Here is a 24,104-nt window from a genome sequence, read left to right as displayed (position 1 = left end):
AAGAAACCTATTTTGAGCCAGAAAGGATCCAATACAGGAGCATATTCTACCAGAGTCCGATAAGTAAAGTCTTCCAGCCCGGCCTTGGTAACAGCAACACTCATCAGGAGCACCCCGATAAAAGAGAGCGCAATACTGACAGAACAAACGAATATATATTTCCAGGTAGCTTCCAGTGCTACTGATGTACGATGGTGATATATAAGCACACAGGATGTAATGGTCGTCAGTTCTATAAAGATCCATGTCATTCCTATGTGATTGGAAAGATAAACGCCACTCATGGCACCGCAGAAAAAAGTCAATGCCGCAAGATATAAATTGCGCACACGCATCTGTTCTTTGTTCTTTTCCAGGTATACCAGGCTGTGGTAATATCCGGGAAGCATCAATATGCTAAGGATCACCAAAAAAAGTATGCCCAGGGCATCAGGAGTAAAAAAGTCAAAGTTCAGGTTATTCTTCTTGTATATTTCATATCCGGTAAATCCCCATTGCAATAAAAGGATAAGACCTGCCATAATATGATGGAGGTTTTCACGCCGGATAAGCAGGAATGATCCGCCCAGAAAAGCAATACCGATGAAGTAAGCGATTATCATGTTGATCGTGATCTTTAATCCTTTAATTGACTCAATTGTTCCACATCCGATTCTTTAAATACATCACCGATTTTATTGATAAAAATTCCCAGAACCAGGATACTGACAAATATATCCAGCAAAATTCCGGTATTCACCATCATCGGCATTTCATTCCCAACTGCCAGGGACAGTACGAAAATCCCATTCTCAAGTACCAGATACCCCATCACATGGGTGATCAGTTTTTTGCGGGATATGATAATGAATAACCCGACAAAGACCGTAGATATGGCCACCACAAAAAACATAATATCCAGGTTTCCCATATCAATAGTACTGGCGCCCAGATAAGCCGCAACCAGTAAAAATGTAATAATGATCAATGAAACAAAGTTGGGAACAAATGGTTCCGCTTCACGGGTAATCCCGTTTTTCCTGATAATGCTCTTTAAAAACGTCGGAATAATAATTGCCTTAAACACCAGTGTTTCCAATAAAATAAATGCCAAATTACTCCAACTCATATCATGTAACTGTATGTAAGCGACACCAAATAGTATGACACCCTGTATCATCAATATATTGATATAGGTAAACAAGCGGTTGGCAATCCCAATATAAAGAAGCGTGATGGAAAAAACTACCAGGAGAACGTGGATCATACTTACATATAATTAAATGAGCGATTGAGATTTTTTCATTTGATGGCGAATGGTTATAATTTTCCAAGCATCAGCAATACTCCGAAAAAAATAAGCAGGCTGACAGAAGAAAGGGTAAAAATAAACTGGGCATTGTGGCTCATCCGGTAACGTACCCCGAATGACTCGATACATCCTATGATAACCGCAAATAACATCTGAATAATAAAAAATACAGGAATAAAGATATAATACGGCCAGGAATGATCCATGAAAAAGTTGGCAATCAGCGAACCATAAACAGCAAACTTTAATGTTCCGGCATACATGATCAGGCCCAGGTCAAAACCACTGTTATCCAGGATCATTACCTCATGGATCATGGTCAGCTCCAGATGTGTTTTCGGATCATCCACCGGCATACGGCTATTTTCAACGGCAACGATCAACAACAATACAAACCCTGCAAGTACGGCCAAGGCATATGAAACAGGACCTGAGAAATGGAATGCAGAGTAAATATCATAAAAAGACGTGTAACCGGTAAGCATGGCGAATGAACCGATCAGGATAAAGAAAGCCGGTTCTATCAACAGGGAAAACAAAGCCTCCCGGCTGGCCCCCATACCTTCAAAACTACTACCTGTATCCAGTGCCATCAATATAATAAAAAACTTACCTACTGCCATCAAGTATGCAAAAACGACAAAATCCCCTTCGAATGAAAGCAGCCCTTTACTACTGCCAAATGGCACCAGTAATGCGGCAAACAATACAGCGGAAAAATAGACGACAGGTGCCAGTCTGAAAACAGGGGTGGTGGTATGGCTATATACGGCTCCTTTTTTGAACAACCGGATATAATCATATATCGGCTGCAGGATACCCGGACCTTTTCGTCCCGAAAGGATACTTTTGGTCCGGATAATGACACCTGAAAAATACAGGCTTGTAATCAGTATGAGTATCAAGCTTAACATATGCACCTATCTATATGACGTTCAACCATGTCAATAAAATAATCACCAATATGAATAATAACCCATAAAGGATGTACCATTGTAACCGGCCGTCTTGGATCCGGAGCGATATGAAAGAAAAACGATTCAGCCACCTGCCGAAAGGACGAATGATCCTCGCCTCGACCCAATCGTCATACCGGTAGTCATAACGGGCTGATTCCGGAAATATTTCTTCTTTTTGCACCCGTTGATACCTTTTCCGGACCGGCAACAACGAGGCGAATAGTTTTCCAATCGATCTGGTAAAGGAACTGGCTGTATATTCCATCCTGCTACTTGCCTGTAAACTGCCACACCCCCACGTTTCCCCATATTTCTCGGGAAGCTGCCGTGTAACAGAATTCCGTAAGGATAAAATAACAAGGACTAGAGCGACAAACATAACCAGGACCAAACTGACTTTTTGCAATAAAACAGCCAACCCTGATGCCTGCGCATTTCCCAAAGCAATATGGAAAACAGAAGCCACAATGTCCGATACGACTCCGAACGTAAAAAACGGAAGCAACATCACCAGTATCATAACGATCACCAACAGATACTGCGGGCGACGCATGATCACAGAAGGCTCGGAAATATCCGGTGAAAGGGGGAAACGGGGTGTTCCCAAAAATATAGATCCGAATGTCTTGGTAAAGGTCAACACGGATAGACCACCAATTAATGCAATGGCTGTTATACCAAGGATGATAATGATGCTTTCGGAAGTATCGGGCAACATAATACCTTTCAGGAATCCAAAGAAAAGGATGAATTCAGAGAGAAACCCATTGAGTGGAGGCAGGCCGGCTATAGCCAGTGATCCAACCAAAAAGAGACCTGCTGACTTGGGCATGACCTTAAATAAACCGCCCATTTTATCCATATCCCGGGTATGAACAGACCGGTAAACAGCACCTGATCCAAGAAAAAGCAATGCTTTGGATAAAGCATGGTTCAAAACATGAAACAACGCACTACCATATCCGGCAATCATCAGGAATGTATTACCGGCATGTTGGCCAACCAGTCCCAATCCCATACCCATCAGGATCAATCCGACATTTTCAATGGTACAATATGCAAGTAGCCTTTTCATATCTTTTTGTACCGATGCATGCAAGATTCCGTATATCCCGGTGATCATTCCCGTAACCAATATCAGGTTCCCGATAAACAACCAGTCTTCCTGTAAAAAAGTGACCATACGAAAAATGCCGTAAATACCCATTTTCACAATCACACCCGACATGATCCCTGAGACATGTGACGGCGCTGCAGGATGTGCATGGGGAAGCCATGTATGAAGCGGAACGATGCCGGCTTTAAAGCCAAAACCAATAAAGAAAAGTAAGAAAACCGGAATATTGTTATGCCGGGAGAAATATGTCCCTATTCTTGAGAACTCAAAACCTCCTTCACTTTGATAGACTATAAAGAAACCGATCATCAGGAAAATGACCGAAATATGCATTTGTATCAGGTAATTCAGCCCAGCGCGTAAAGTCATCCGTTGCCGGTTTTCGAAAATGACCAATAAGAAAGAAGACAAAGACATTACCTCCCATACAAAAAGAAATGCCAGCCCGCTTTGTACCATACATACCATAACCATCGACAAATGCATCCACACCAGCATAACATAATGCAGGCTGAGGTTTGCCGATTGCTTATATCCATGTAGATATCCGGGAGAATACCAGACAGCCGGGACAACGATCAGGTTGATGACCAGAATGAACCAGGCAGAAAGGGTATCGATGGCAAATGGGATATTTCCCCAGATAAAACTGGTTACCCAGGTGAAACTGACCTCCTGTCCTATCAATGAAGCAACGGACATTACCGATGACAGAACTGCAATCCAAAGTGATGCGAACAATGCGGCATACCCCTTGTAGCGGTTGGGGATGAACGGAACTGCTAGCAACACCAGAAAGGCGGTGATGACGAATAAAAGTAGAAAATTCAACTGGTCGATCTATTTTCGGAAACGCTTCATAGTCGTATCCGTTGTTTGTTTTTTTAATTTTGCAAAGGTAAACAATTGTACAATACAAAAAATGTTTTGCAAACATGAACTTTTGTAATATTCTTCATTACTTAACTTACTCAATAGCAGAAGATAGGTTTTCTATTTTCACTTTACACTCTGAATAGTTTCTTACATCATTCGTTTTTTCCGGATCCCAGATATATTTTCCTTACGCATCAGACAATTTTATTGCTGGCAGCTAACAATGATTCCACCTGACACCATTTGTCGGATATAGTACCTGAAGTGCTTTTTATAAATCAACACAAATTGCTGTACAAAAAATCATTGAAGTTTTAGTCATTTATCAGATGATCCCGGAGTGTTTTTAAAAACAGTTTAATATTGTTCAATTGATACTTTCAAAATTTTGTACTCCATTACTTATTTCGCCGGAATTAAAAATAATAACGAAAAAAATTTATATATAAAACGACTATTTCATTTATATGCTTATTATGAAATAAATCCTTAAAAGAGATAAACAAAAATTGAAATAACAAGTAAAAAATATGCCTTATATTTGCCGGACGTAGAAACAGATATTTTGCACAGGACCAACACAGAGATGGTGCATATTTCTGACATTTTTATATTAAACACCAGAAACATTATTGTTATGAATAACATATACAATTTCAGATGCTTGCTATGTGGTATAATTGCGCTTTTTATTTTGAATGTGCATGCACTTCAGGCACAAACGGCCACCGTCACGGGAAATATGACTGCTTGTTACAGTACTACCGCAACAGAAACATATACGACAGAAAGCGGACAAAGTAATTATCAATGGAGCATTTCGGGCGGATCATCCGGGACAGATTATTCAATTATCGGAGGAACGACTTCCGGAACGATGAATGTGATATGGAAAAAAGCAGGTAATTACACGGTCCGCGTCAGCTATGCCAATGCTGCACCCGGAACGTTAACGGTGACGGTCAACCCTTCACAGGTACCTACCATTAGTTTCGTGCCTGACCATACAACGGTCTGTTTGAACGGAAATGTTAATTTTACGGTTACCCGCACTGATCCGGGATATGTTGAAGGAACGCCCTGGAATATTGAGGCTACAGTGGATTATCAATATATTTCACAATCCGGTATCACGAGCAGCTCTACCGTATTGTCCCCTCAGATTTACGGAACAGGCAACATTATATATAATTCGGTAATTGTAAGCACTGATAATTGCCGGTATCAGACAAGTATCAACGGGACTTTAACAGGATTACCCATCCCAACCGTTAATGCATCGTTCCCTAATTATACCATTTGTTCAGGAGGATCAACCAGAGCTTATTCATTTTCCGGAAATGCCACTACCTTTGAATGGAGTGTGATTTCCAACCCCGGGAATATTACAGGATTACCGGCTATTGATCAGGCTCAAACCGGAAATTTCGGGGTATATGTCCTGAACAATACAACCACTAAACCGCAAACCGCGGTCATCAGGGTACGTCCTGTATTTGTTCAGAACGATGTAAAATGTTACGGTAATCCCATCACATCCACTATTACCGTTAATCCGGCACCTACTCCGGTCACAAATTTACCTGCATCCTATGCAATATGTAATAATACCCAAACACATAACATTAATTTCGCATCAGCAGCATCCAACAGGTTTAAATGGCAGGTTACGTCAAATCCCGGAAATGTAACGGGTATTCCTTCGGGGTTACAAACAGGAGCTTTCGGAGCGTATACTGTAAATAATCCTGCTACCACTTCACAGACAGTTACCATTTCAGTGACACCTATATATGCAGGAGGAGGCGTAGAATGCCCAGGAACGGTGCAGACATTTTCTTTTATTGTCAATCCGACGCCTGTACTGACCAGTACGTTTACAGATAATAATATTTGTTCGGGAAATCAGAATGGGATTTATTTATTCGAAGGAAATGCAGCAACCACCGGATATCAATGGCAGGCAAATATCCCTGCAGGTATCACTTCAGATATCCCGACAGGATTACAAACAGGCCAATTCGGCAGATATACATATACCAACACCACTAACCAATCTTTAACAGTCAACGTTAAAGTAACTCCGGTGCATACAAGTAACGGAATCACTTGCTTAGGTGCATCTAAAAGTTTTAATATCAAAGTAAACCCGGCACCTACTATTACACTGACAAGCGCTGCCGGTACAGATGCCCAAATAACCTGCGTCAATACACCCATCACCAATATTACCTACACTTTAGCCGGAGGGGCTACAGGTGCTACGGTCACAGGTTTAAACCCTGCCATATCGGCAAGTGTAAATGCCGGAGTATTGACCATATCCGGTTCGCCCAAAAACATCATTGTCGCTCCGTATACTATAACGACTACCGGTCAGGACGCCTCCTGTCCTGCTGCTACGCAAACGGGATTAATTACGGTTAATCCCATTCCGGGAATTACCGTACAGGATGTTCCTATCTGTGCCGGTTCCGCGGCCAACCTGGAAAATAGTATCAGTGATCCGGCCGGGGCCTCTATGTATTTCTATTCGGATGCAGCAGGTACCAATGTTGTACTGGGCCATAATCATATAGAAGGGATCACATCAAATACGACATATTATGCAAAACTCGTATATGACCGGTCTCCGAGTGGTTGTTCCAGTGTAGTTAAACCGTTTAATGTGATCGTCAATCCGGTACCGACCATCACTGTTCAGGACTTATCCCTTTGTGACGGATTAAATGCCGATCTGACTACTGCCGTTACCGCACATTCAAATGGAAGCACCCTCAATTTCTTCACGGATCCTACGGGTACTACTCCGGTACAGAACCCCAGTGCTGTTTTCGTATCTGGGACTACTACCTATTATGTTAGGGCTGTGGATAATCAAACCGCATGTCCCAGCCAGCTGGCATCATTCCAGGTAAACGGACTTCCCCAACCAAGTATTACCCTTGAAAGCGGTTCTGATCCGCAGGTAATATGTCCGGGTAATGCCATAGCAAACCTCACTTACAGATTGGGTGGAAGCGCTACCGGAGTGGATATTTTTGACCTCCCCAGCGGACTGACACAGAATGTCAGTAATGGATTATTGACCATTTCCGGTTCTATTCCGACAGAAGGGACTTACACCTTGAAAATAAATACTACCGGACAAGACCAGACATGTTCTCCCGCTACCGCCTCACCTACCATATTTGCCAATGCGGCTCCGGCAGCAGCCTTCACTTATACTCCTGATTTCACCAACAGCAATCTGATCACCTTTACCGACCAGTCAACGGTTGCACAGGGAGACATCATCAGCTGGTCGTGGGATTTTGACGACGGACAGACCAGTACGGATCAAAATCCACCACAACACACATACTCCGGTACTCTCGGAAACAGCTACACTGTCAGCTTAACCGTCACGGCACAAGATGAACACAGTACGGTCACTTGTTCAAATACAATTACCCAGGCTGTTGTTATCAGTCCTACGATTAATGTGAATTTTGATGTGGATCCGTCTACACCGGTTTGCCTCAACCAGAGCACAGGTAATAGCTTCACATTTATCAATAACACGAAACTCAATAATGCGAGCGATTCAACCTTTATATGGGATTTCGGCGACGGAACGCCACTACTGAACGTTGGAGACAGCCGTGCAAACCAGACACATACATATACGAATCCCGGAGCATACACCGTTACATTAACCGTTACGGCAGGGTCTACGGTTCCCGGCGCAGGGGCAACCCAGTCAGGGCAAAAAGTAGTAGTAGTGAACTCCCTGCCAACAGTAACAGTCCAGGATATAGCCATCTGCGAAGGAACTACCGCAAACCTGCTTAGTGCAGTGGGTGCTGTTTCTCGAGCTACAGCCTATTTTTATTCGGATGCAGCAGGAAATAACCCTGTTACCGGATATCAAAATGTAAGTGTTCCCTCTCCCGGAGCTGACTATTATGTGAAATTACGGTATGATATTACCGGATGCGAAAGCGCCCTGGAAAAAATCCATGTTACGGTGAATCCTTTACCGGAACAAATACTAAAGGATCCGGCTCAGATCACTGTTTGTGCCGGTGCCAATGCCAACCTTACGGAAATTATCCAATCTTATTCCGGTGGCGATCCTAAATATTTCTCGGATAACCAGGCGACATTACCGGTACAGAGTCCGCAGGCAACAGCCGTTTCTCTTCCAACTACATTCTGGGTAAAAACAGTAAACGCCACGACAGGATGTGCCTCCCCACTGGCTACTTTTGGAGTCGTTCCTACACCATTGCCTATCGCATCCTTCCAGAATATTGATATCTGTAATGGTTCTTCAGCAGATCTGACAACCGCAATTACCAATGTAACGGGAATTAATGTGGATACCCTGTTCTTCTCTGATGCTGCAGGAAGTGTTGCAGTCACCGATCCCAAATCCGTAGCAGGAATTAACGTTAGTACTCCATTCTACTTTAAGTTGAAGAATGATGATACATATCAGTGTGAAAGTAAACTGTACTCATTCAATGTATCGGTAAATCCGGTTCCGACAGTCACAGTAGAAAATAATATTTCCATATGTGAAGGGGCCGATGCTGATCTGACAAAAGCCGTTACAGCAGTATCCAATAATGCTTCATTAACATTTTTCAGGGATAACCTGAGGAATGATACGATCAAAGCACCTACCGTCGTAGGAGGAATAACCTCACAGACAGAATTTTATGCTCAGGCAAGTACCGTTTATTGTGAAAGCACAATCACGCCATTTATGGTTTCCATAAATCAGTTGCCTACATTTACCGTAACGCCTCCTGCACCGGTCTGTACAGGAGAATCATTTGAACTTACATCTTCTATAAGCAATTTGAATCCGGTCAATAGCACCGTCGCTTATTTCAACGATGCATTTGCTTCGGACGAATTAACCTCCACCCTGGTCACACCAGCTGTTGCAACCACTTATTATGCACAATCTACAGATAATGGCACTCAGTGCAAAAGCATCATCCAGGGAATTACAGTGACACTGAATCCATTACCTACATTTACGGTTTCACAACCTGCTGCTGTCTGTGCCGGAGATCAGGTAGATCTTACAACGGCAATCGGAAATATATCCGCCAACAGCACGGTTAAGTATTATAGCGATCGTAAAGTAACCACAGAATTGACTACTACCACTGTAAATCCGCTAGTATCTGTGACTTATTACGTCCAATCAAGTGAAAATACAACCGGATGCCTGAGTGTAGTTGACTCAATTATGGTTACTGCAAACCCGTTACCTGATTTCATAGTAACGGATCCGGCTGCTATCTGTGCCGGGTTTGAAATTGATCTGACTACAGCCATAAGTGATACAACGGCAAATAGTTCTGTGTATTATTATACAGATGCAGCAGCGACCATTCCGGCCGATAAATATATTGTTTCTCCGGCTATCACGACTGTTTATTATGCCCGGTCGGAAGAAAACACCACAGGTTGTTTGAGCTCCATCAAACCAATCACGATTACGGTAAACCCGTTACCAACATTTACCGTAACCCAGCCTGCAGCCATCTGCGCCGGGACCACCATGGATATCGCTGCAACTGTCAGTAATACTTCTCCGGGAAGTACCGTTAAGTATTACAGTGATGCTTTTGCAACAACAGAGTTATCATTGACAACAGTAACCCCATTGATCAGTACTACTTATTATATCCGTTCGGTCAACGACAATACCAATTGTTTGAGTAAGATATTAGCGGTAAATGTTACTGTAAATCAATTACCGAGAGTGGCCATCACAGGAGGTCTTACCGTTTGCGAAAGGGGGACATTACAGATGGCAGGAGCCCCGGCGAACGGGATATGGGAAAGCCTTTCACCCGGGATAGCAACAGTAAATACTACCGGCCTGGTGAATGCCATAAGTAATGGAACCGCCGAAATAAGATATACTGTTACCAACGCTTCGGGCTGCACGGACAATACCAGTGTAACCATCACAGTGAATGCATTGCCGGCAATAGGTACCATCACAGGAGATAATACTATTTGTGCCGGATCGGATACCCAGTTGAGCAATGCAACAACAGGCGGAACCTGGGAAACAAGCAATCCCGGCGTAGCCACCATCAACAGTTCCGGACTGCTCAGCGGATTATCCGGAGGAAATATAGATGTTTACTATATCACCACTAACGGTTCCGGATGTATGGATACAGCAAAATTTGCTTTAACCGTTCTGCCTAAACCCTCAGTGGCATTTACCTATGTTCCTAAAAGCAATGACCCGACCAATATCCAATTCACAGACCAGTCAACCATTTCATCAGGAAGCCTGAGCTCATGGAATTGGGATTTCGGGGACAACAACTCTTCTACCGAACAGCATCCGTTACATTCATTCGCCGTCAGCCAGAACTACAATGTCAAGCTGGTTGTCACAGCCGATAATGCATGTAAAGATTCGCTCACAAAAACCATACATCCGTCTGCACTGGTACATGCCGGATTCACTATCGGACAGGCCCAGCAATGTTTGACCGACAATTCATTCACATTTACAGATGCCTCCCAGACTTTAGGCCAGACCAATATTACCTATTCCTGGGATTTCGGTGATGGTTCAAAAAATACCAACCAGAATACCACACATTCATACACCCAACCAGGAACATATAAGGTGAAACTCGTGGTGACTATCCTTCCAGGCCCGCTAAAAGACTCGATTACTTATCCTGTCACGGTATTCCCGTTACCGACGGTAAATATTTCCAATAATACGGATATATGTGAAGGAGCAACCAATCAATTGACCGGCACACCGGCTAACGGGATATGGAAAAGCCTGATCCCCGGATTGGCAACGATAGATGCTTCCGGCCTTGTAACCGGGATAGCCGGAGGAACAGCTACGATCCGGTATATCGCCACCAGTGTTAATGGCTGTATTGACAGTACGGATGTGAGTATGACGATCAACCCGCTTCCTGCGATCGGTGAAATCACCGGAGCAAATGTCGTGTGCGAAGGCTCGACGATCCAGTTTGAAGACAGAACAACCGACGGATTCTGGATCAGCAGTGAAACAAGGGTTGCCAACATTGACAGGACCAGCGGATTGATCACCGGAATGGCCAGTGGAACCACCGATATTTTCTATGTGGTAACCAACGACCTGGGATGTAGCGGATATGCCATTAAAGATGTTTTGGTCAATCCTAAACCGAACATAGGTTTCTCTTATGCAACCGATACAGGAAGTCCGACAACGGTACAATTTACCGATCAATCAAGCATTGCTTTAGGAAGCATCATATCTCAAAACTGGGATTTCGGTACCGGAGCATCATCCACTGAAAAAAATCCAACTTATAATTATCCTACCCCCGGATATTATAATGTACAATTAAAGGAGATCTCCAACCTTGGGTGTATGGATTCCCTGATACAGACCATACATACCAATACATCCCTCACCGGATCTTTTGATGTAGATAATGACCAGCAATGCCTGTCCGGAAATACCTTTAACTTCGAATCGACCTCCCTGATCGTCGGTGCGATAGACACCACTTATTTGTGGAATTTCGGAGATGGCATTACAGCTACGGGCAAAGATGTATCGCACAGTTATACTTCCCCGGGCATATATGATGTAAAAATGACCGTGTCCATTAATTCCGGAACCATCAGCAATACTATTACCCAAACGGTCATTGTATTCCCGATATACATAGATATTATCGGAAACCAGGATCTTTGTATCGGTTCGGACTATCAGTTGAGCGGAATACCTGCCGACGGGGAATGGTCCAGTTCCGATCCTTCTGTTGCAATTTTTGATTCCTCTGTTCCCGGATTATTAAAAGCATTGGCCTCAGGTACTACAGAAATAAAATACATCTTTGCCAAAGCCGTGGGAGGTTGTGTAAACAATGCAAGTAAAACATTTACGGTACACACTTTACCTGAAGTAACCTTTACGTCAGATTCGGAAGAGGTACTATGCGAGAATGCCGAAATCGACTTTACTGTCACCAGGACCGATACAAATCCGGCCACAGACTGGAGTTTTGTCTATACCGACGGCAATAATAATACAACAGTCAATGCCCAGGCAAATATATCTACCTTTACTGAAAATATAACCCATATAGGAACGACAACATTCTCATTGGTCAGTGCTACGGACAACCTGACTGGATGTAGTGTTTCAACATTGCCTTCTCCTATTCCGGTTACTATTAATTCATCAGGAGATATTCCTGTTGTGACACCTAATTCTGCCGTGGTTTGCGAAGAAGAGACATTAATATTGACATCATCTATTATTGATAACACCCGCCAATACCAATGGTATCATGACAATCAACCCATTGACGGTGCGACAAGTTCCGTCTATCAGGTTCCTTCAACATCCGGACAGGATGCAGGCTTCTATTATGTAGCCCTTTCGGGAGGATGTGATGTGGAAAGCGAGCCGGTAAGTATTGAGGTCCGTTCATCTAAATTACTTGTTCAAAAGTGGGATGACGTAATATTGGTAGACAATTCTTCAAGACAATTTGTTGCTTACCAGTGGTACCGGGACGGTGCAATAATCATAGGTGCTACGGAACAGGCATACCGTGAGCTGGGAGGCTTAAACGGAAAATATAGTGCGGAAATCACTCTAACTGACGGAACAAAAATATTTACCTGTGAATATACTCCGGTGCCCAGACCTAAAAATGCGAATTGGGAATTAAAAATATATCCCAATCCTTCTACAAAAGGTCAGTTATTGCATATCACCTTACAAATGGATCAGGTTGCTTATGTAGGTTCGCTTGAACTGGAAATATATACCAGCAACGGAGCTAAAATATTAAAGAAGACATACGGAGGAGGAGACATTACACTGGAAACGACCAAAATGGATCCAGGTATCTATATCGTCCAGGTAATTACTGAAACGGGAATTATATGTTCGGAAAGGATTGTGGTTGATTAAAAAAGAAGCCGCCTTGTAAGGAAACAGGAACGGGCGGCTTCATTTATTCGCATTTTATAGCTAAAAAAAACAGTAAAAAAATGAAAAACGGAATACTGATCGCATTATTGTTCATCAACTTTTCTGCCATAGCACAACAGAAAGGCCATTACTTAAGCATAGAGGGAGGAGTCGGGTTCTCCACCTTACAATATAAACTGGATGACGGAAACCGCAAAGGAGGACTGGGGCTTGACGGTAAATTAGGCTACACCTTCTTCTTTACTCCTAACTGGGGAATCGGTACCGGGCTGGGAATATCGCGGTATGTAACGAAAGGAACCATTGACAACGGGCTATTTTCCTTTGAAGGTCAGATCGATAGCGAAGGTGATGTATACCGGAGAGATGTATATCTCTACAATTGGAAAGAAAAACAGAAATCACCGTTTCTGGAGATCCCGTTACTGGCAAGTTTTCAATATAAGTTCAAAGAAGAACAAAAATTCATGTTATATGCCAATGCAGGGTTAAAATTCCAATTCCCGATGAAAAAGAAATATAATGTGGAAAAAGGCGATGTGGAAACACAGGGCTATTATGCTAGGTGGAATGTAATCCTCATCGATAAAGGACATGGGTTCTCTACCGTCCATGACTACCACCCGTCCGGAAAATTCAAACTGAATATGGGAATGGCCGCTACAATAGAAGCCGGATTTCTGTATGAACTGGATGAAAGATGGGATTTATTTGCAGGAGTTGCTATGAATTACGGATTTCTGGATATGAAGAAAGAATCAGAAGCATTGGTATTTATAAATACCAATAATGAAACAGATTACCGAAGTATGTTGTCTTCAAATTCCATCGGAAAGGTGAGGTCATTTTCTGTTACGGGACAAGTGGGAGTCCGTTTTCGTTTAGGTGCCAAAAAGAAGAGGGATCTTCCTCCTCCCCAAAAAGATATTATTCCTGAAATCGTTGTTATTCACGATCGCAACACAGCTATGGAAGACAGCTTAAAACGTGAAAATGAACGGCTGCGGAAAGAAAAATTTGACGAAGACATGTATATTTTACTGCAACCGATCGATCAATACCGGATCTCGATCGTCACATTAACCGATGAACAGAAAAAAAGGATCGATAAGAACATTGAGATATTGAAAGAATATCCGGATCTGAAAATAAGACTGGAAGGTCATACCTGCGACATCGACAACAGCCACAGGCATATCAATAAGGAAATAGGGTTGCACAGGGCCGAAAATGTAGAACAATACCTGATAGAAAACGGAATTTCTCCATCACGGCTTTCCGTATCCTCGAAAGGGGAGTCTGAACCACGCGTTCCGAATGATAGTGAAGGAAACCGAAGAAGAAACAGACGGGTCATGTTTGTCGTTGTAGAATAAACTATCCAACAATGTGTCATGTGAAATACATGACACATTGTTTTGATCTCCTATTAGTACATACTAAGAAGTTTATTGGGATGACTATTTCTTCGGATAAAGATTCTCCGGAAAACGGGCAGTAAAGTCCCGTGTTAAAAATTCATAGTTTATCTTCGATGAGCTCGCAGGCCCGGTTCGGGTTCAAAGTTTGCTCTTTGAACAGTTCCGATCTTTACTCACCATAAATATTTTATAGGGTATTTGTAAGTGCTTTGCTGTTCAACTCCGGATATTATTTTTTATGATGTTGCCATTATATGAAGGAAAAAAAAGAGAAAACACTTCTTACATCATACAACTTTAAGCAACTTCATGCATTCTATGCCCATTTCCAATTTTCATTCAAAATATATGGAACATTAAGATATTTTGAAATCTCTATCAGTTTTGTTTTCACATGACTAAAGTCAACCTGATTTTTGGGAATAATGAAACCCTCCCCTCCCTTCAATAGGATAAAGAACATTGAAGGTATTTCATCAATCGATTCTATTTCAGAAGTAGCAACACTTCCTTCATCTACATTGTCATTTGCCTTAATATGATCATTCCCGATTTCCAGCATTAAAGACTCCTCTTTTCCCTCAGGATAATGTCCTTTTACAAATGCCTTATATTGCCTTAGATAATGACGGCTTTCCCATTTCGGATAGAAAAAAAACCACAGTAACGCCAAAAACAAAAAGCCGGTAAAACCTAAATAATCTAACCCGCTATTTGCAAAAAGCAATGAAACACCCAGAAAGGTAAAGATCACAGGAAATATAATTTTCATCCTGGATCGTTTTTTTCTGATTTGCTCTGACTTAGAATCAACATACAACAAGTATGTCAAATAATCACCGGCCGCTAAGTTGTAATCTATTTTCATTTTTAAATAAATATCTATGATTCTTTCAGGTAAAAATTTTCCGGATGACGGGCCGTTACCCCTTTAAAAAAAAACTGTATTTCCTCTAAATCTTCTGCCTGTTTTCCCGATGGATAAATAATTTTGGTTATTCCTACTTCTTTTTTCGCATAATCGAAATAAGCCAGTTGAATGGGCACATGCGCATTAATAGCAATCTGATAGAAACCCATCTTCCATCTTTTTACCAGTTTCCGGGTTCCTTCCGGTGTAATGGCCACATGAAAAGTTTCACGACGGTTAAATTCTTCTACTACCTGTTTGGCCACATTACTCGGATTTTTCCTGTCAACAGGGATCCCTCCCAGTTTTCTGAAAATAATACCTAAAGGGAAAAAGAAAAATGATTTTTTGATCAGGAAAGAAGATTTCCTGCCTTCCGACCAGTAATACAATTGCCCGATAATATAATCCCAGTTACTCGTATGGGGAGCAACACAAATAACGCTTTTAGGCGGTTCCGGAACGGTGGTTATTGTTTTCCAGCCAAATACCCTCAAAATCCACCTGCTTAATTTTCGCATATCTTATTGTTATCAGATCACTGGGCGGTTAATTCTATAATCCGGCTGAATGTATGTTGGGTGGTAAACACCTCAAGCCCCACTTTCATCAGGTAATCACCTGAAAGTACCTGACTGTTGGCTTTCAGCGACGGTTTGGCTTCCGGCATCAGGTTGATCTCTTCTACCTTATATTTTTTGTCCGGATCCAGTCCTTGTAATTTCACCGGAAGCAAACGTTCTCCATAACGCGGATAAATATCATAAGTGTACAGCACGGCTTTATCTTTAGATTTCCCCACATGCATCACTGAAGTGTGATTGCCGTCATAAGGAGATACCAACCTGTAAAAGTCGCCGTCAAGGATCACTTTTTTCAACCGGTTGTAATTCTCTACCGCCTGCCGGCAAAAAGCCTGTTCGTTACTATTCATATCCTTGATACTGATATCAAAGCCCAGCTTACACATCATGGCTACATCTGTACGAAACTTGATACTGGCTTTCTTGTTCCAGCTGGTAACATGCGCATCCATAGCCTTAGTCGGAAAATATTTGGAAAATCCCCACTGGATGTATAAACGTTCCACCGGATTGGTATTATCGCTACACCAAAATTCAGTGAAATATTTTAATGCTTCATAATCACATCGCGCGCCGCCCCCGGAGCAAAGCATCATTGGAAGGTCCGGATATTTTTCCTTAACCCGGCGAAAGACATTGTATACGCCACGGACATGGTCTATATACAACTGGTTCTGCCTGTCTTTCAGGTAAGGTGAATAAATATTGGTGATCGGACTGTTACAATCCCATTTCAAAAAAGCGATCTCCGGATTTTCGGTCATTAGCTTGTCCACCACTCCGAATACAAAATCCTGTACCTTAGGATTACAAAGATCCAGTACTAGCTGATTACGGAAGTAATAGGTTTCACGATTGGGTAGTTTAATGACCCAATCAGGATGTTTTTCAAATAACTCGCTTTTCGGATTGACCATCTCCGGCTCAATCCATATACCGAATTTCACTCCTGCATCTTTAGCGGCCTTAACCAGATGCGGAACTCCATTGGGTAATTTACTGTGCATCACTTCCCAGTCACCCAATCCTGCCCGGTCGTTCACTCTCGGATATTTATTGGCAAACCATCCATCATCCAACAGGAACATGTCGACACCGAGCATCTTTGCCTCTTTCATCAGCTCTTCCAGCTTTGCCTCATCAAAATCAAAATAAGTGGATTCCCAGTTATTTAACAGCGTCAACCGGTCACCTTTTCCATCTTTCAGCTGGTAATTCCTGGCCCAATCGTGGAAGTTCCGGCTGGCCTTTCCTGTACCTTCATTACTTAAGGTAAAGATGAATTCCGGTGTGGTAAACAACTCATCCGGTTTTAGCTCATAATTGGATGCATAGGGATTGATACCAGATATAACCCTTAACCGGTGATCGTTATCGATTTCAAATATATACCTGAAATTACCAGTCCAGGCCAGTGTACCCATTAAAACCTGTCCGGTTTGTTCATCTGAGACCTGCCCCAGCCCCACTTCAAAAAAGGGATATGCATGCATGGCAGCCCTGGATCCTAATTTTGTATCAATAATTTTTTTGCCGAATTGCAGTTGCTGGGAGCTCATCTGCATTTCTTTTGCCCAGTCACCGCTGTATTCGGTAAGGTAATATTCCCGGTTATCCAGATAAAGCATGGAAGATGCATATTGACTGATGGTTACCGGTTTTTTCTCCCGATGCCTGATTTCCGTCCATGACTTAATGATGTTCTCTTTTCCAAAAGTGACATAATACAACTTCACTTCCAGCGGGTAAACATCATCTTTCATAAAAATCACCGTTTCTGTTACATTCTGATCGACCTTCTTCACATCATGTGAGACATATTTCAACAGGGAAGTCATATTCCCGTCATTATGCCGGATCGCAAAAGCCGGTTCAAAATAATCTTCCATTCCCGAACAGGGGTATACTTCCTGCACATGCGCTTTCTGCGAACCAACATAATATGGCAGGTTCTGAAACTCCGATTCGTTGGAAAGGCTGGTTCCGAAATAGATCTGGTATAATCTTCCGTTAGGAGCGACCTGCAATACCAGGTCTGTTTCATCCGTAAAGATCCTGATCAAAGGATCAGCGTTTACCGATAGTAATGGCAAAAACAAAAAAAACAGGAATATAGAATATTTCTTCATGGTTAAAAGCGATTAAAATCAACACTCAAAACATTGCCCGAATGATGCTCCGGCGATCCAAAGATAATATTTAAGTTATTTTAACACACAAAATATTCCGACAAATTATTCTTCTGCTCTGTATTTTGTATTTTTGACCATCTTCTATTTTAAAGTTTCACACTTATGAATGCTTTTAACCGTAGGGATTTCTTAAAAAAAAGCGGCATGGCTGCTGCTTTGCTGGGATTGTCGGGCAATATCCATTCTTTTGCTACAGCCCCGAAAAACAAGTTACCCCGGTGGCGTGGGTTCAATGTCCTCGACTTTTTTTCTCCTCATCCGTATCGTCCCGGGCAGAGAAATGCATCCACCGAAGATGATTTCAAATGGATGTCGGACTGGGGCTTTGACTTTGTCCGTATCCCGATGGCATATCCGAGCTATTTGAAATATACGCAGGAAAGCGGAAAACTGATCACTCCTGAGGAAACAGTCGATTTCAGGGAAGAAGCGGTCGAAGCTGTGGAAAAACTGGTATATATGGCCAATAAATACAGGTTGCATGTGAGTCTGAACCTGCATCGTGCTCCCGGTTTCTGTATCAATGCAGGATTCCATGAACCCTTCAATTTATGGAAAGATACAGAGGCGCAAAACGCGTTTTATACCCATTGGGATATGTGGAGTAAGCGCTTCAAAAATGTATCACCAAAGCTTCTGAGTTTTGATCTGGTCAATGAACCATGTTTCAAGGAGGATATGAACGACCAGTTCTCACCGTCAAAAGCTGTTCCGGGCGACATTTACCGGAAGATAGCCATCGGCTGCCTGAATGTGATCCACAAGCAAACACCGGACAGGCTGGTTGTAGCAGACGGCAATCATGGCGGTTCACTGGTAATACCCGAACTGACCGACCTGAATATCGGGCAAAGCTGTAGAGGATACTACCCCCATTTTGTTTCCCATTACCGTGCTAGTTGGGTCTGGAAAAATCCGGATGATGCACCTGTTCCCGTTTGGCCGGGAAAAATCGATGGACAGGAGTTCAACAGACAAGTGCTTGAAAATTTTTACCGGCCATGGACCGATCTGGTCAAACAGGGGGTGGGAGTACACTGCGGTGAATGCGGATGTTTCCGGGAAACACCTCATAACGTGTTTCTGGCCTGGTTCAACGACCAGCTCAGTATCCTGACTGAACATGGTATCGGATGGGGATTATGGAACTTCCGGGGGGATTTCGGAATGCTGGATTCGGGAAGGAAAGATGTAAATTATGAAAACTGGTATGGACACCAACTGGATCGAAAGCTGCTGACATTACTTCAAAAGTATTGAATTACAATTCTTAATAACCAAAGATTATCGAATCATCAAAGATCAAATTTTTAAATTCGTAATTTTACGAACTTATAATAAAGAAAGAAAGAAAGAAAGAAAGAAAGAAAGGCCTGTACTGATGTTTATGTACTTATAAAAAAGTTCCAGCACACCGTTTAAAAGAGAAAATAACCCGACCAAAACTGGGTTTCCCAAAATGAATTATTGACAAATGATAATTTGCAGGATGATATTTGAAGAAACATTTTAACATTATTCCTTTATTAATTCAATCGGATTTCATACATTTGCGCAAAATTTAAAAATTCTTATAAATTCTTATGTCTAAGAAAAAGAGTGATAAAGCCGAAGTAAGAGTAGAAGGCGTAGAACATGCCCTGACCAAAGCAGAACAGTTTCTGGAAACTTATCAGAAACACATTATGTGGGCTGTAGGGATCATATTGGCTATTGTGGTTCTTTACATGGCATTTCAACGTTACTATGTCGAGAAAAGATCTAATGAAGCTGCAGAGCAAATGTTTCCTGCCGAACAATATTTCGAAAGCGATAATTGGGAATTGGCGCTGGATGGCGATGGAAACAATCTAGGTTTTGTCGACATCGTCAGTGATTACAAGTTCACTCCGTCTGCCAATCTGGCCAAATATTATGCCGGGATATGCTACTTAAACTTAGGTGAATATGAGTCGGCAGTCGATTATCTGGCTAAATTCAAATCAAAAGATATTATCTTATCCAGCATAGCACTGGGAGGTATCGGGGATGCTTATGCCGGACTCGAAGATATCGACAAAGCGATCAGTTTTTATAAAAAAGCGGCCGATAATAAAAAGAATGAGTTTACCACACCATTATATCTGCTGAGAGCAGGCATATTACTGGAACAACAAGGACGGTACAAAGAGGCTGCCGAATCATTCAATCGTATCAAGAAAGAATATTCCAGCAGTACTGAAGGACGGAGTATTGATAAGTACCTTACCCGTGTGGAAATAAAACAACAACAGGGTAGTTAACCGAAAAGAAATACGGAAAAACACCCGAAAAACGTTGCATTTAAAAGATAACATTCGGATATTATTCATTTAAGACTTTACGCATGGCCACCCAGAATCTTTCACAATATAATCCGGAAGAAGTTCCTTCAGCCAAAGGAATGAAGATAGGTATCGTTGTTTCGGAATGGAACAATGAAATCACTTTCGCTTTAAGGGATGGTGCCATAGAATTATTGACCAAGCAGGGCATCGACCCTAACGATATCACATTACGTTACGTCCCGGGAAGTTTTGAATTGACTTCAGGCGCACAGATGATGGCGGGATACACTGCTGTTGAAGCAGTAATATGTATCGGATGTGTGATCCAGGGAGAAACGCCTCATTTCGATTATATTTGCCAGGGTGTCACTACCGGACTGACGAAAGTATCCATTGATTTTGAAATTCCTGTTATTTTTGGCGTCCTTACGACCCTTAATCAGGAGCAGGCGCTTGATCGTGCCGGCGGAAAGCTCGGAAATAAAGGTGTAGAAGCGGCTGTTACTGCCATCAAAATGGTGACGTTAAAAAACGATTTCCAAAGATTTGAATAATAAGCCTTGATTTTTTCAGGGATATGGGTTATATTTGTTTCCTGTCCGTAAGGTAATCCAGGACAGGGGATAAAATATTTGTCATTATATAAACCGGATAATTTCCACGATTATCCAAAATAACCTGAATCGCTATGAAAAAATTTGCAATTGTCTTATCCGGTTGCGGTGTTTATGACGGAGCCGAGATCCATGAAGCAACCATGGCCATGCTTGCCATATCCAAAAGAGGACATCAATATCAGGTATTTGCGCCCAATATTCCACAGCACCATGTTGTCAACCATATCACCGGAGAAGAGATGCCTGAAAAACGGAATGTACTGGTAGAATCAGCACGAATAGCCCGCGGTAATATTGAAGACCTGACTAACTTTGATGCATCGCAATATGATATCCTTTTATTTGCAGGAGGTTTCGGTGCGGCAAAGAACCTGTCTGACTTTGCCTTTAAAGGCGATGGATATACAGTGATCCAGGAAGTCTCCAAAGCCATCAGGGAGATGCATAATGCCGGAAAACCCGTAGGAGCCATGTGTGTCTCTCCTATCCTGATTGCCGATGTTCTTAAAGGTGTTGAACTGACACTGGGAAGTCCGTGCGGAGCGTCGGATGCAGCAGAAAAAAAGGGAGCCATACACCATACTACTTCTCACTGTGAAGTCACAGTAGATAAAAAACATAAGATCGCCACTACTCCCTGTTACATGCTGGATGCCAATATTTCACAGGTCGCAGAAGGAGCAGATAACCTGGTTGAAGAGTTATTGAAATTGGTATAATCAATGATTAAAACCGGAATCCTGTGCATCATTTGAATACGGAATTCCGGTTTTAAATCACAGGTATCCTGTTTAGGTCTATTTTTTCAGCTACTTTAAGCTTTTTTTATATTTTACGAGCTCCTGAAAATCTTTCAATTGTTCTTTCTTTTTCAGGTCTAAAATCAATGGGATCAGTTTTCCAGTAGCTTCAGATCGATCAAAATCCTCTTTAATTTTCTCACTTATCGGTAAATCAAAAACTCCGGAACGTGTTTTCTGTGTGAAAAAAAAACTCGTTTTTACATATTTCTCCCAAATTGAAAGCCAAAAAATTGTCTTCTTCTTGTTAGTTAATTTACAAAGCCATGCTTTACCATCATTATAATATCTCCACTCATATTCCAAACCGAATTCTTTTGTAACGATCTCCAATAATTCCTTACAAACGCCAAAAACCTCCTCTCCGAGAGCATTTTCCAGGACCTCCCCAGTAGGTTCGATCTCTTTATTTCTCAGCAACATTACCTGACCATCTTTTTCCATACATCTATTTTTTTGTTTTCTTCTTTAAACCTAAATCAATCTGTTCAGATTCCGCTACTTTCGTTAAAGTTTTCCTGATATGCCCGGTTCTTTCTTTCAATTCCTTTTGCCTATCCAGGCCCTTCACATCATGGTGTATCTCCTGTAGTTTTCCGATAGGTAATAAAGCACAACACTGGCAGAAAAAACTTTTTGCACGACCATCATCATGATGGGTCAATAAATCATCCAGAATATCCATCCGTATCTTTTGACGCCTGATAAAATGCTCCATCCCGTTCTCTTTAATGTCTTTCATATTCACAAACATTTTTTGATGGGTGACGAATGAATCATAACCTTCTTTCTCAGCATCAAATCGTTTACAGGGGAAATCTTTGCATTCAGCACAAACCTCAAATCCGTTTTTTATGACACAACAGGTCAGGACGCCGCATGTGGGATGTTTGTCTTTGAAATTCATTCCCCCACATCCCGGACATCGCGAATCTCCTTTGGTATAAAATCTTGGACAAAGTCCGCAATCTATTCCACACGCTCCGATGGTTTCATTTTTTTTTAAACGCATTACCGGATATTTTTCAGTAAGGTGAACCTTAATTGATAGTAACCAACAACTTCTGGACCACAGAGTCGTTACCCAGGCTTCGGCCGTTTGATGTTTTCCTCACCTGTTGCACATTATACTCTGCAAGGGTTTTCAAATCCAACATTTCGGGATTTTTCAACGCAAGAATTTCCTGGTATCCGGTAAAGGTATCTTTTGGCTCCATTCTTTCCTCCGGCATATTTTGCATTATTGTTTTGAAATTCTGGGCATCAGATCCTTTTGGCGGAATAAAAAATTGAACGCCCATCCCCAGTAAAAAGAAGATAACAGATGCTGCAACAGATCGATATACAGGAATCCGTCTACTGAAAAATCCTGCTTTCTCCTTTGATCCTGACTGTTTCAGAACTGCATCCAGCTTCAATTTTGAAGAAAGCGATGGTTCTATTTCATCAACCTGATCTTTCTCATCTGATAAAAAACCATACCATGAGGCCATTTTCCGATACTCGTCCTCGTCAAGATATTGGAGCACCCATTGCTGTTCATCTGCTGACAATTCTGGAAATTGCCTGCTTTTTATTAAGCTTTCAAGCTTGTCGAGATCTTTACTTGAAATTTCGTTCATTTGCTTATTTTTAAAGAATTAAGTAATACCCAATAAATTGATGTCATATTTATCAGATGTAATCAAACTGATCAATTCGACTAAAAAATAAATAACACTGAATACTCACTTTAGGATATAATAATAAGATAATTTTCTGGAAAGTTGCTTTGATAAATAAAACAAACGCGACTTTATCGTTCCTTCCGGACAATTTACTATTTCTGCAATTTCCTTTATACTCATATCTTCTCTGAAGCGAAGATAAAAAATCGTTTTGAGATCGACATCCAATTTATTCAATTCAGTTTCCAGATGTTGATTAAAATTATTTTTATCGACATTCTCCTTGTTGACGTCGAACCGATCGATCAGTTCTTCGGATATCTTTTTCTCGTGTTCCTGTCTTACCTGTCGGTTCCGGTATTCGTTTTTTAC

The 24,104-nt window shown here is 41.8% G+C and carries 17 protein-coding genes; 6 read left to right on the top strand and 11 right to left on the bottom strand.

Annotated elements, in window-relative coordinates:
* The 4 genes from LBQ60_18870 to LBQ60_18855 form a co-directional block, all read right to left on the bottom strand.
* Positions 1-602: hypothetical protein (locus tag LBQ60_18870; GenBank protein MDR2039990.1), on the bottom strand; the 602-nt coding region annotated here is incomplete at its 3' end.
* A gap of 14 nt (positions 603-616) precedes the next feature.
* Positions 617-1,246, bottom strand: coding sequence for a hypothetical protein (locus LBQ60_18865; GenBank protein ID MDR2039989.1), 630 nt, complete (start codon positions 1,244-1,246; stop codon positions 617-619).
* Between the two features lie 53 nt (positions 1,247-1,299).
* Positions 1,300-2,205, bottom strand: a complete 906-nt coding sequence (locus LBQ60_18860) for an NADH-quinone oxidoreductase subunit H (GenBank protein ID MDR2039988.1) — start codon at positions 2,203-2,205, stop codon at positions 1,300-1,302.
* A gap of 10 nt (positions 2,206-2,215) precedes the next feature.
* A complete protein-coding gene (locus LBQ60_18855; protein MDR2039987.1) occupies positions 2,216-4,198 on the bottom strand; it encodes a hypothetical protein in 1,983 nt (660 codons plus the stop codon).
* Between the two features lie 682 nt (positions 4,199-4,880).
* Here LBQ60_18855 and LBQ60_18850 point away from each other — a divergent pair.
* The gene (locus LBQ60_18850; protein ID MDR2039986.1) at positions 4,881-13,214 is read left to right on the top strand and encodes a PKD domain-containing protein; all 8,334 of its coding nucleotides are present in this window, start codon (positions 4,881-4,883) and stop codon (positions 13,212-13,214) included.
* A gap of 80 nt (positions 13,215-13,294) precedes the next feature.
* Positions 13,295-14,611 carry an OmpA family protein gene (locus tag LBQ60_18845; GenBank protein ID MDR2039985.1) on the top strand — a complete coding sequence of 439 codons (1,317 nt, stop codon included), beginning with the start codon at positions 13,295-13,297 and terminating at the stop codon, positions 14,609-14,611.
* 361 nt (positions 14,612-14,972) lie between these two features.
* Here LBQ60_18845 and LBQ60_18840 read toward each other — a convergent pair whose 3' ends face one another.
* From LBQ60_18840 to LBQ60_18830, 3 genes are all read right to left on the bottom strand, one after another.
* Entirely contained in the window at positions 14,973-15,428 is a 456-nt protein-coding gene (locus LBQ60_18840) for a YcxB family protein (GenBank protein MDR2039984.1), read from the bottom strand.
* A 110-nt stretch (positions 15,429-15,538) separates the two neighbouring features.
* A complete protein-coding gene (locus tag LBQ60_18835) occupies positions 15,539-16,087 on the bottom strand; it encodes a lysophospholipid acyltransferase family protein (protein ID MDR2039983.1) in 549 nt (182 codons plus the stop codon).
* 17 nt (positions 16,088-16,104) lie between these two features.
* A complete protein-coding gene (locus LBQ60_18830) occupies positions 16,105-18,279 on the bottom strand; it encodes an alpha-galactosidase (GenBank protein MDR2039982.1) in 2,175 nt (724 codons plus the stop codon).
* A gap of 165 nt (positions 18,280-18,444) precedes the next feature.
* Here LBQ60_18830 and LBQ60_18825 point away from each other — a divergent pair, with 165 nt between their 5' ends.
* From LBQ60_18825 to elbB, 4 genes are all read left to right on the top strand, one after another.
* The gene (locus LBQ60_18825) at positions 18,445-19,602 is read left to right on the top strand and encodes a cellulase family glycosylhydrolase (GenBank protein ID MDR2039981.1); all 1,158 of its coding nucleotides are present in this window, start codon (positions 18,445-18,447) and stop codon (positions 19,600-19,602) included.
* Between the two features lie 323 nt (positions 19,603-19,925).
* Positions 19,926-20,624 (top strand): tetratricopeptide repeat protein, encoded by a 699-nt coding sequence (locus LBQ60_18820; protein MDR2039980.1) that lies wholly within the window; start codon positions 19,926-19,928, stop codon positions 20,622-20,624.
* An 83-nt stretch (positions 20,625-20,707) separates the two neighbouring features.
* Complete coding sequence (gene ribH, locus LBQ60_18815; protein MDR2039979.1) at positions 20,708-21,202, top strand: 6,7-dimethyl-8-ribityllumazine synthase; 495 nt, start codon at positions 20,708-20,710, stop codon at positions 21,200-21,202.
* Between the two features lie 134 nt (positions 21,203-21,336).
* On the top strand, positions 21,337-21,984 hold the full coding sequence (gene elbB, locus LBQ60_18810; protein ID MDR2039978.1) for an isoprenoid biosynthesis glyoxalase ElbB: 648 nt from the start codon (positions 21,337-21,339) through the stop codon (positions 21,982-21,984).
* Positions 21,985-22,074: 90 nt separating this feature from the next.
* Here elbB and LBQ60_18805 read toward each other — a convergent pair whose 3' ends face one another.
* The 4 genes from LBQ60_18805 to LBQ60_18790 form a co-directional block, all read right to left on the bottom strand.
* Complete coding sequence (locus LBQ60_18805; protein MDR2039977.1) at positions 22,075-22,509, bottom strand: DUF3788 domain-containing protein; 435 nt, start codon at positions 22,507-22,509, stop codon at positions 22,075-22,077.
* Positions 22,510-22,513: 4 nt separating this feature from the next.
* Positions 22,514-23,077, bottom strand: a complete 564-nt coding sequence (locus tag LBQ60_18800; protein ID MDR2039976.1) for a DUF3795 domain-containing protein — start codon at positions 23,075-23,077, stop codon at positions 22,514-22,516.
* Positions 23,078-23,105: 28 nt separating this feature from the next.
* Positions 23,106-23,687 carry a hypothetical protein gene (locus LBQ60_18795; GenBank protein MDR2039975.1) on the bottom strand — a complete coding sequence of 194 codons (582 nt, stop codon included), beginning with the start codon at positions 23,685-23,687 and terminating at the stop codon, positions 23,106-23,108.
* A gap of 105 nt (positions 23,688-23,792) precedes the next feature.
* A partial coding sequence (locus LBQ60_18790; protein ID MDR2039974.1) for a sigma-70 family RNA polymerase sigma factor occupies positions 23,793-24,104 on the bottom strand: 312 nt, incomplete at its 5' end.

It is taken from the genome of Bacteroidales bacterium, assembly GCA_031275285.1.
Classification (GTDB): Bacteria; Bacteroidota; Bacteroidia; order Bacteroidales; family UBA4181; genus JAIRLS01.
The sequence above is the reverse complement of the archived record's forward strand: the minus strand, read 5'-3'. Positions and strand labels throughout refer to the sequence as shown.

Excerpts from the sequence above, each read along its gene's own strand:
- ribH (MDR2039979.1), top strand. The coding sequence starts at position 20,708 with ATGGCCACCCAGAATCTTTCACAATATAATCCGGAAGAAGTTCCTTCA.
- LBQ60_18830 (MDR2039982.1), bottom strand. The coding sequence starts at position 18,279 with ATGAAGAAATATTCTATATTCCTGTTTTTTTTGTTTTTGCCATTACTA.
- LBQ60_18820 (MDR2039980.1), top strand. The coding sequence starts at position 19,926 with ATGTCTAAGAAAAAGAGTGATAAAGCCGAAGTAAGAGTAGAAGGCGTA.
- LBQ60_18850 (MDR2039986.1), top strand. The coding sequence starts at position 4,881 with ATGAATAACATATACAATTTCAGATGCTTGCTATGTGGTATAATTGCG.
- LBQ60_18840 (MDR2039984.1), bottom strand. The coding sequence starts at position 15,428 with ATGAAAATTATATTTCCTGTGATCTTTACCTTTCTGGGTGTTTCATTG.
- elbB (MDR2039978.1), top strand. The coding sequence starts at position 21,337 with ATGAAAAAATTTGCAATTGTCTTATCCGGTTGCGGTGTTTATGACGGA.
- LBQ60_18825 (MDR2039981.1), top strand. The coding sequence starts at position 18,445 with ATGAATGCTTTTAACCGTAGGGATTTCTTAAAAAAAAGCGGCATGGCT.
- LBQ60_18845 (MDR2039985.1), top strand. The coding sequence starts at position 13,295 with ATGAAAAACGGAATACTGATCGCATTATTGTTCATCAACTTTTCTGCC.
- LBQ60_18795 (MDR2039975.1), bottom strand. The coding sequence starts at position 23,687 with ATGAACGAAATTTCAAGTAAAGATCTCGACAAGCTTGAAAGCTTAATA.
- LBQ60_18835 (MDR2039983.1), bottom strand. The coding sequence starts at position 16,087 with ATGCGAAAATTAAGCAGGTGGATTTTGAGGGTATTTGGCTGGAAAACA.
- LBQ60_18805 (MDR2039977.1), bottom strand. The coding sequence starts at position 22,509 with ATGGAAAAAGATGGTCAGGTAATGTTGCTGAGAAATAAAGAGATCGAA.
- LBQ60_18800 (MDR2039976.1), bottom strand. The coding sequence starts at position 23,077 with ATGCGTTTAAAAAAAAATGAAACCATCGGAGCGTGTGGAATAGATTGC.
- LBQ60_18865 (MDR2039989.1), bottom strand. The coding sequence starts at position 1,246 with ATGATCCACGTTCTCCTGGTAGTTTTTTCCATCACGCTTCTTTATATT.
- LBQ60_18860 (MDR2039988.1), bottom strand. The coding sequence starts at position 2,205 with ATGTTAAGCTTGATACTCATACTGATTACAAGCCTGTATTTTTCAGGT.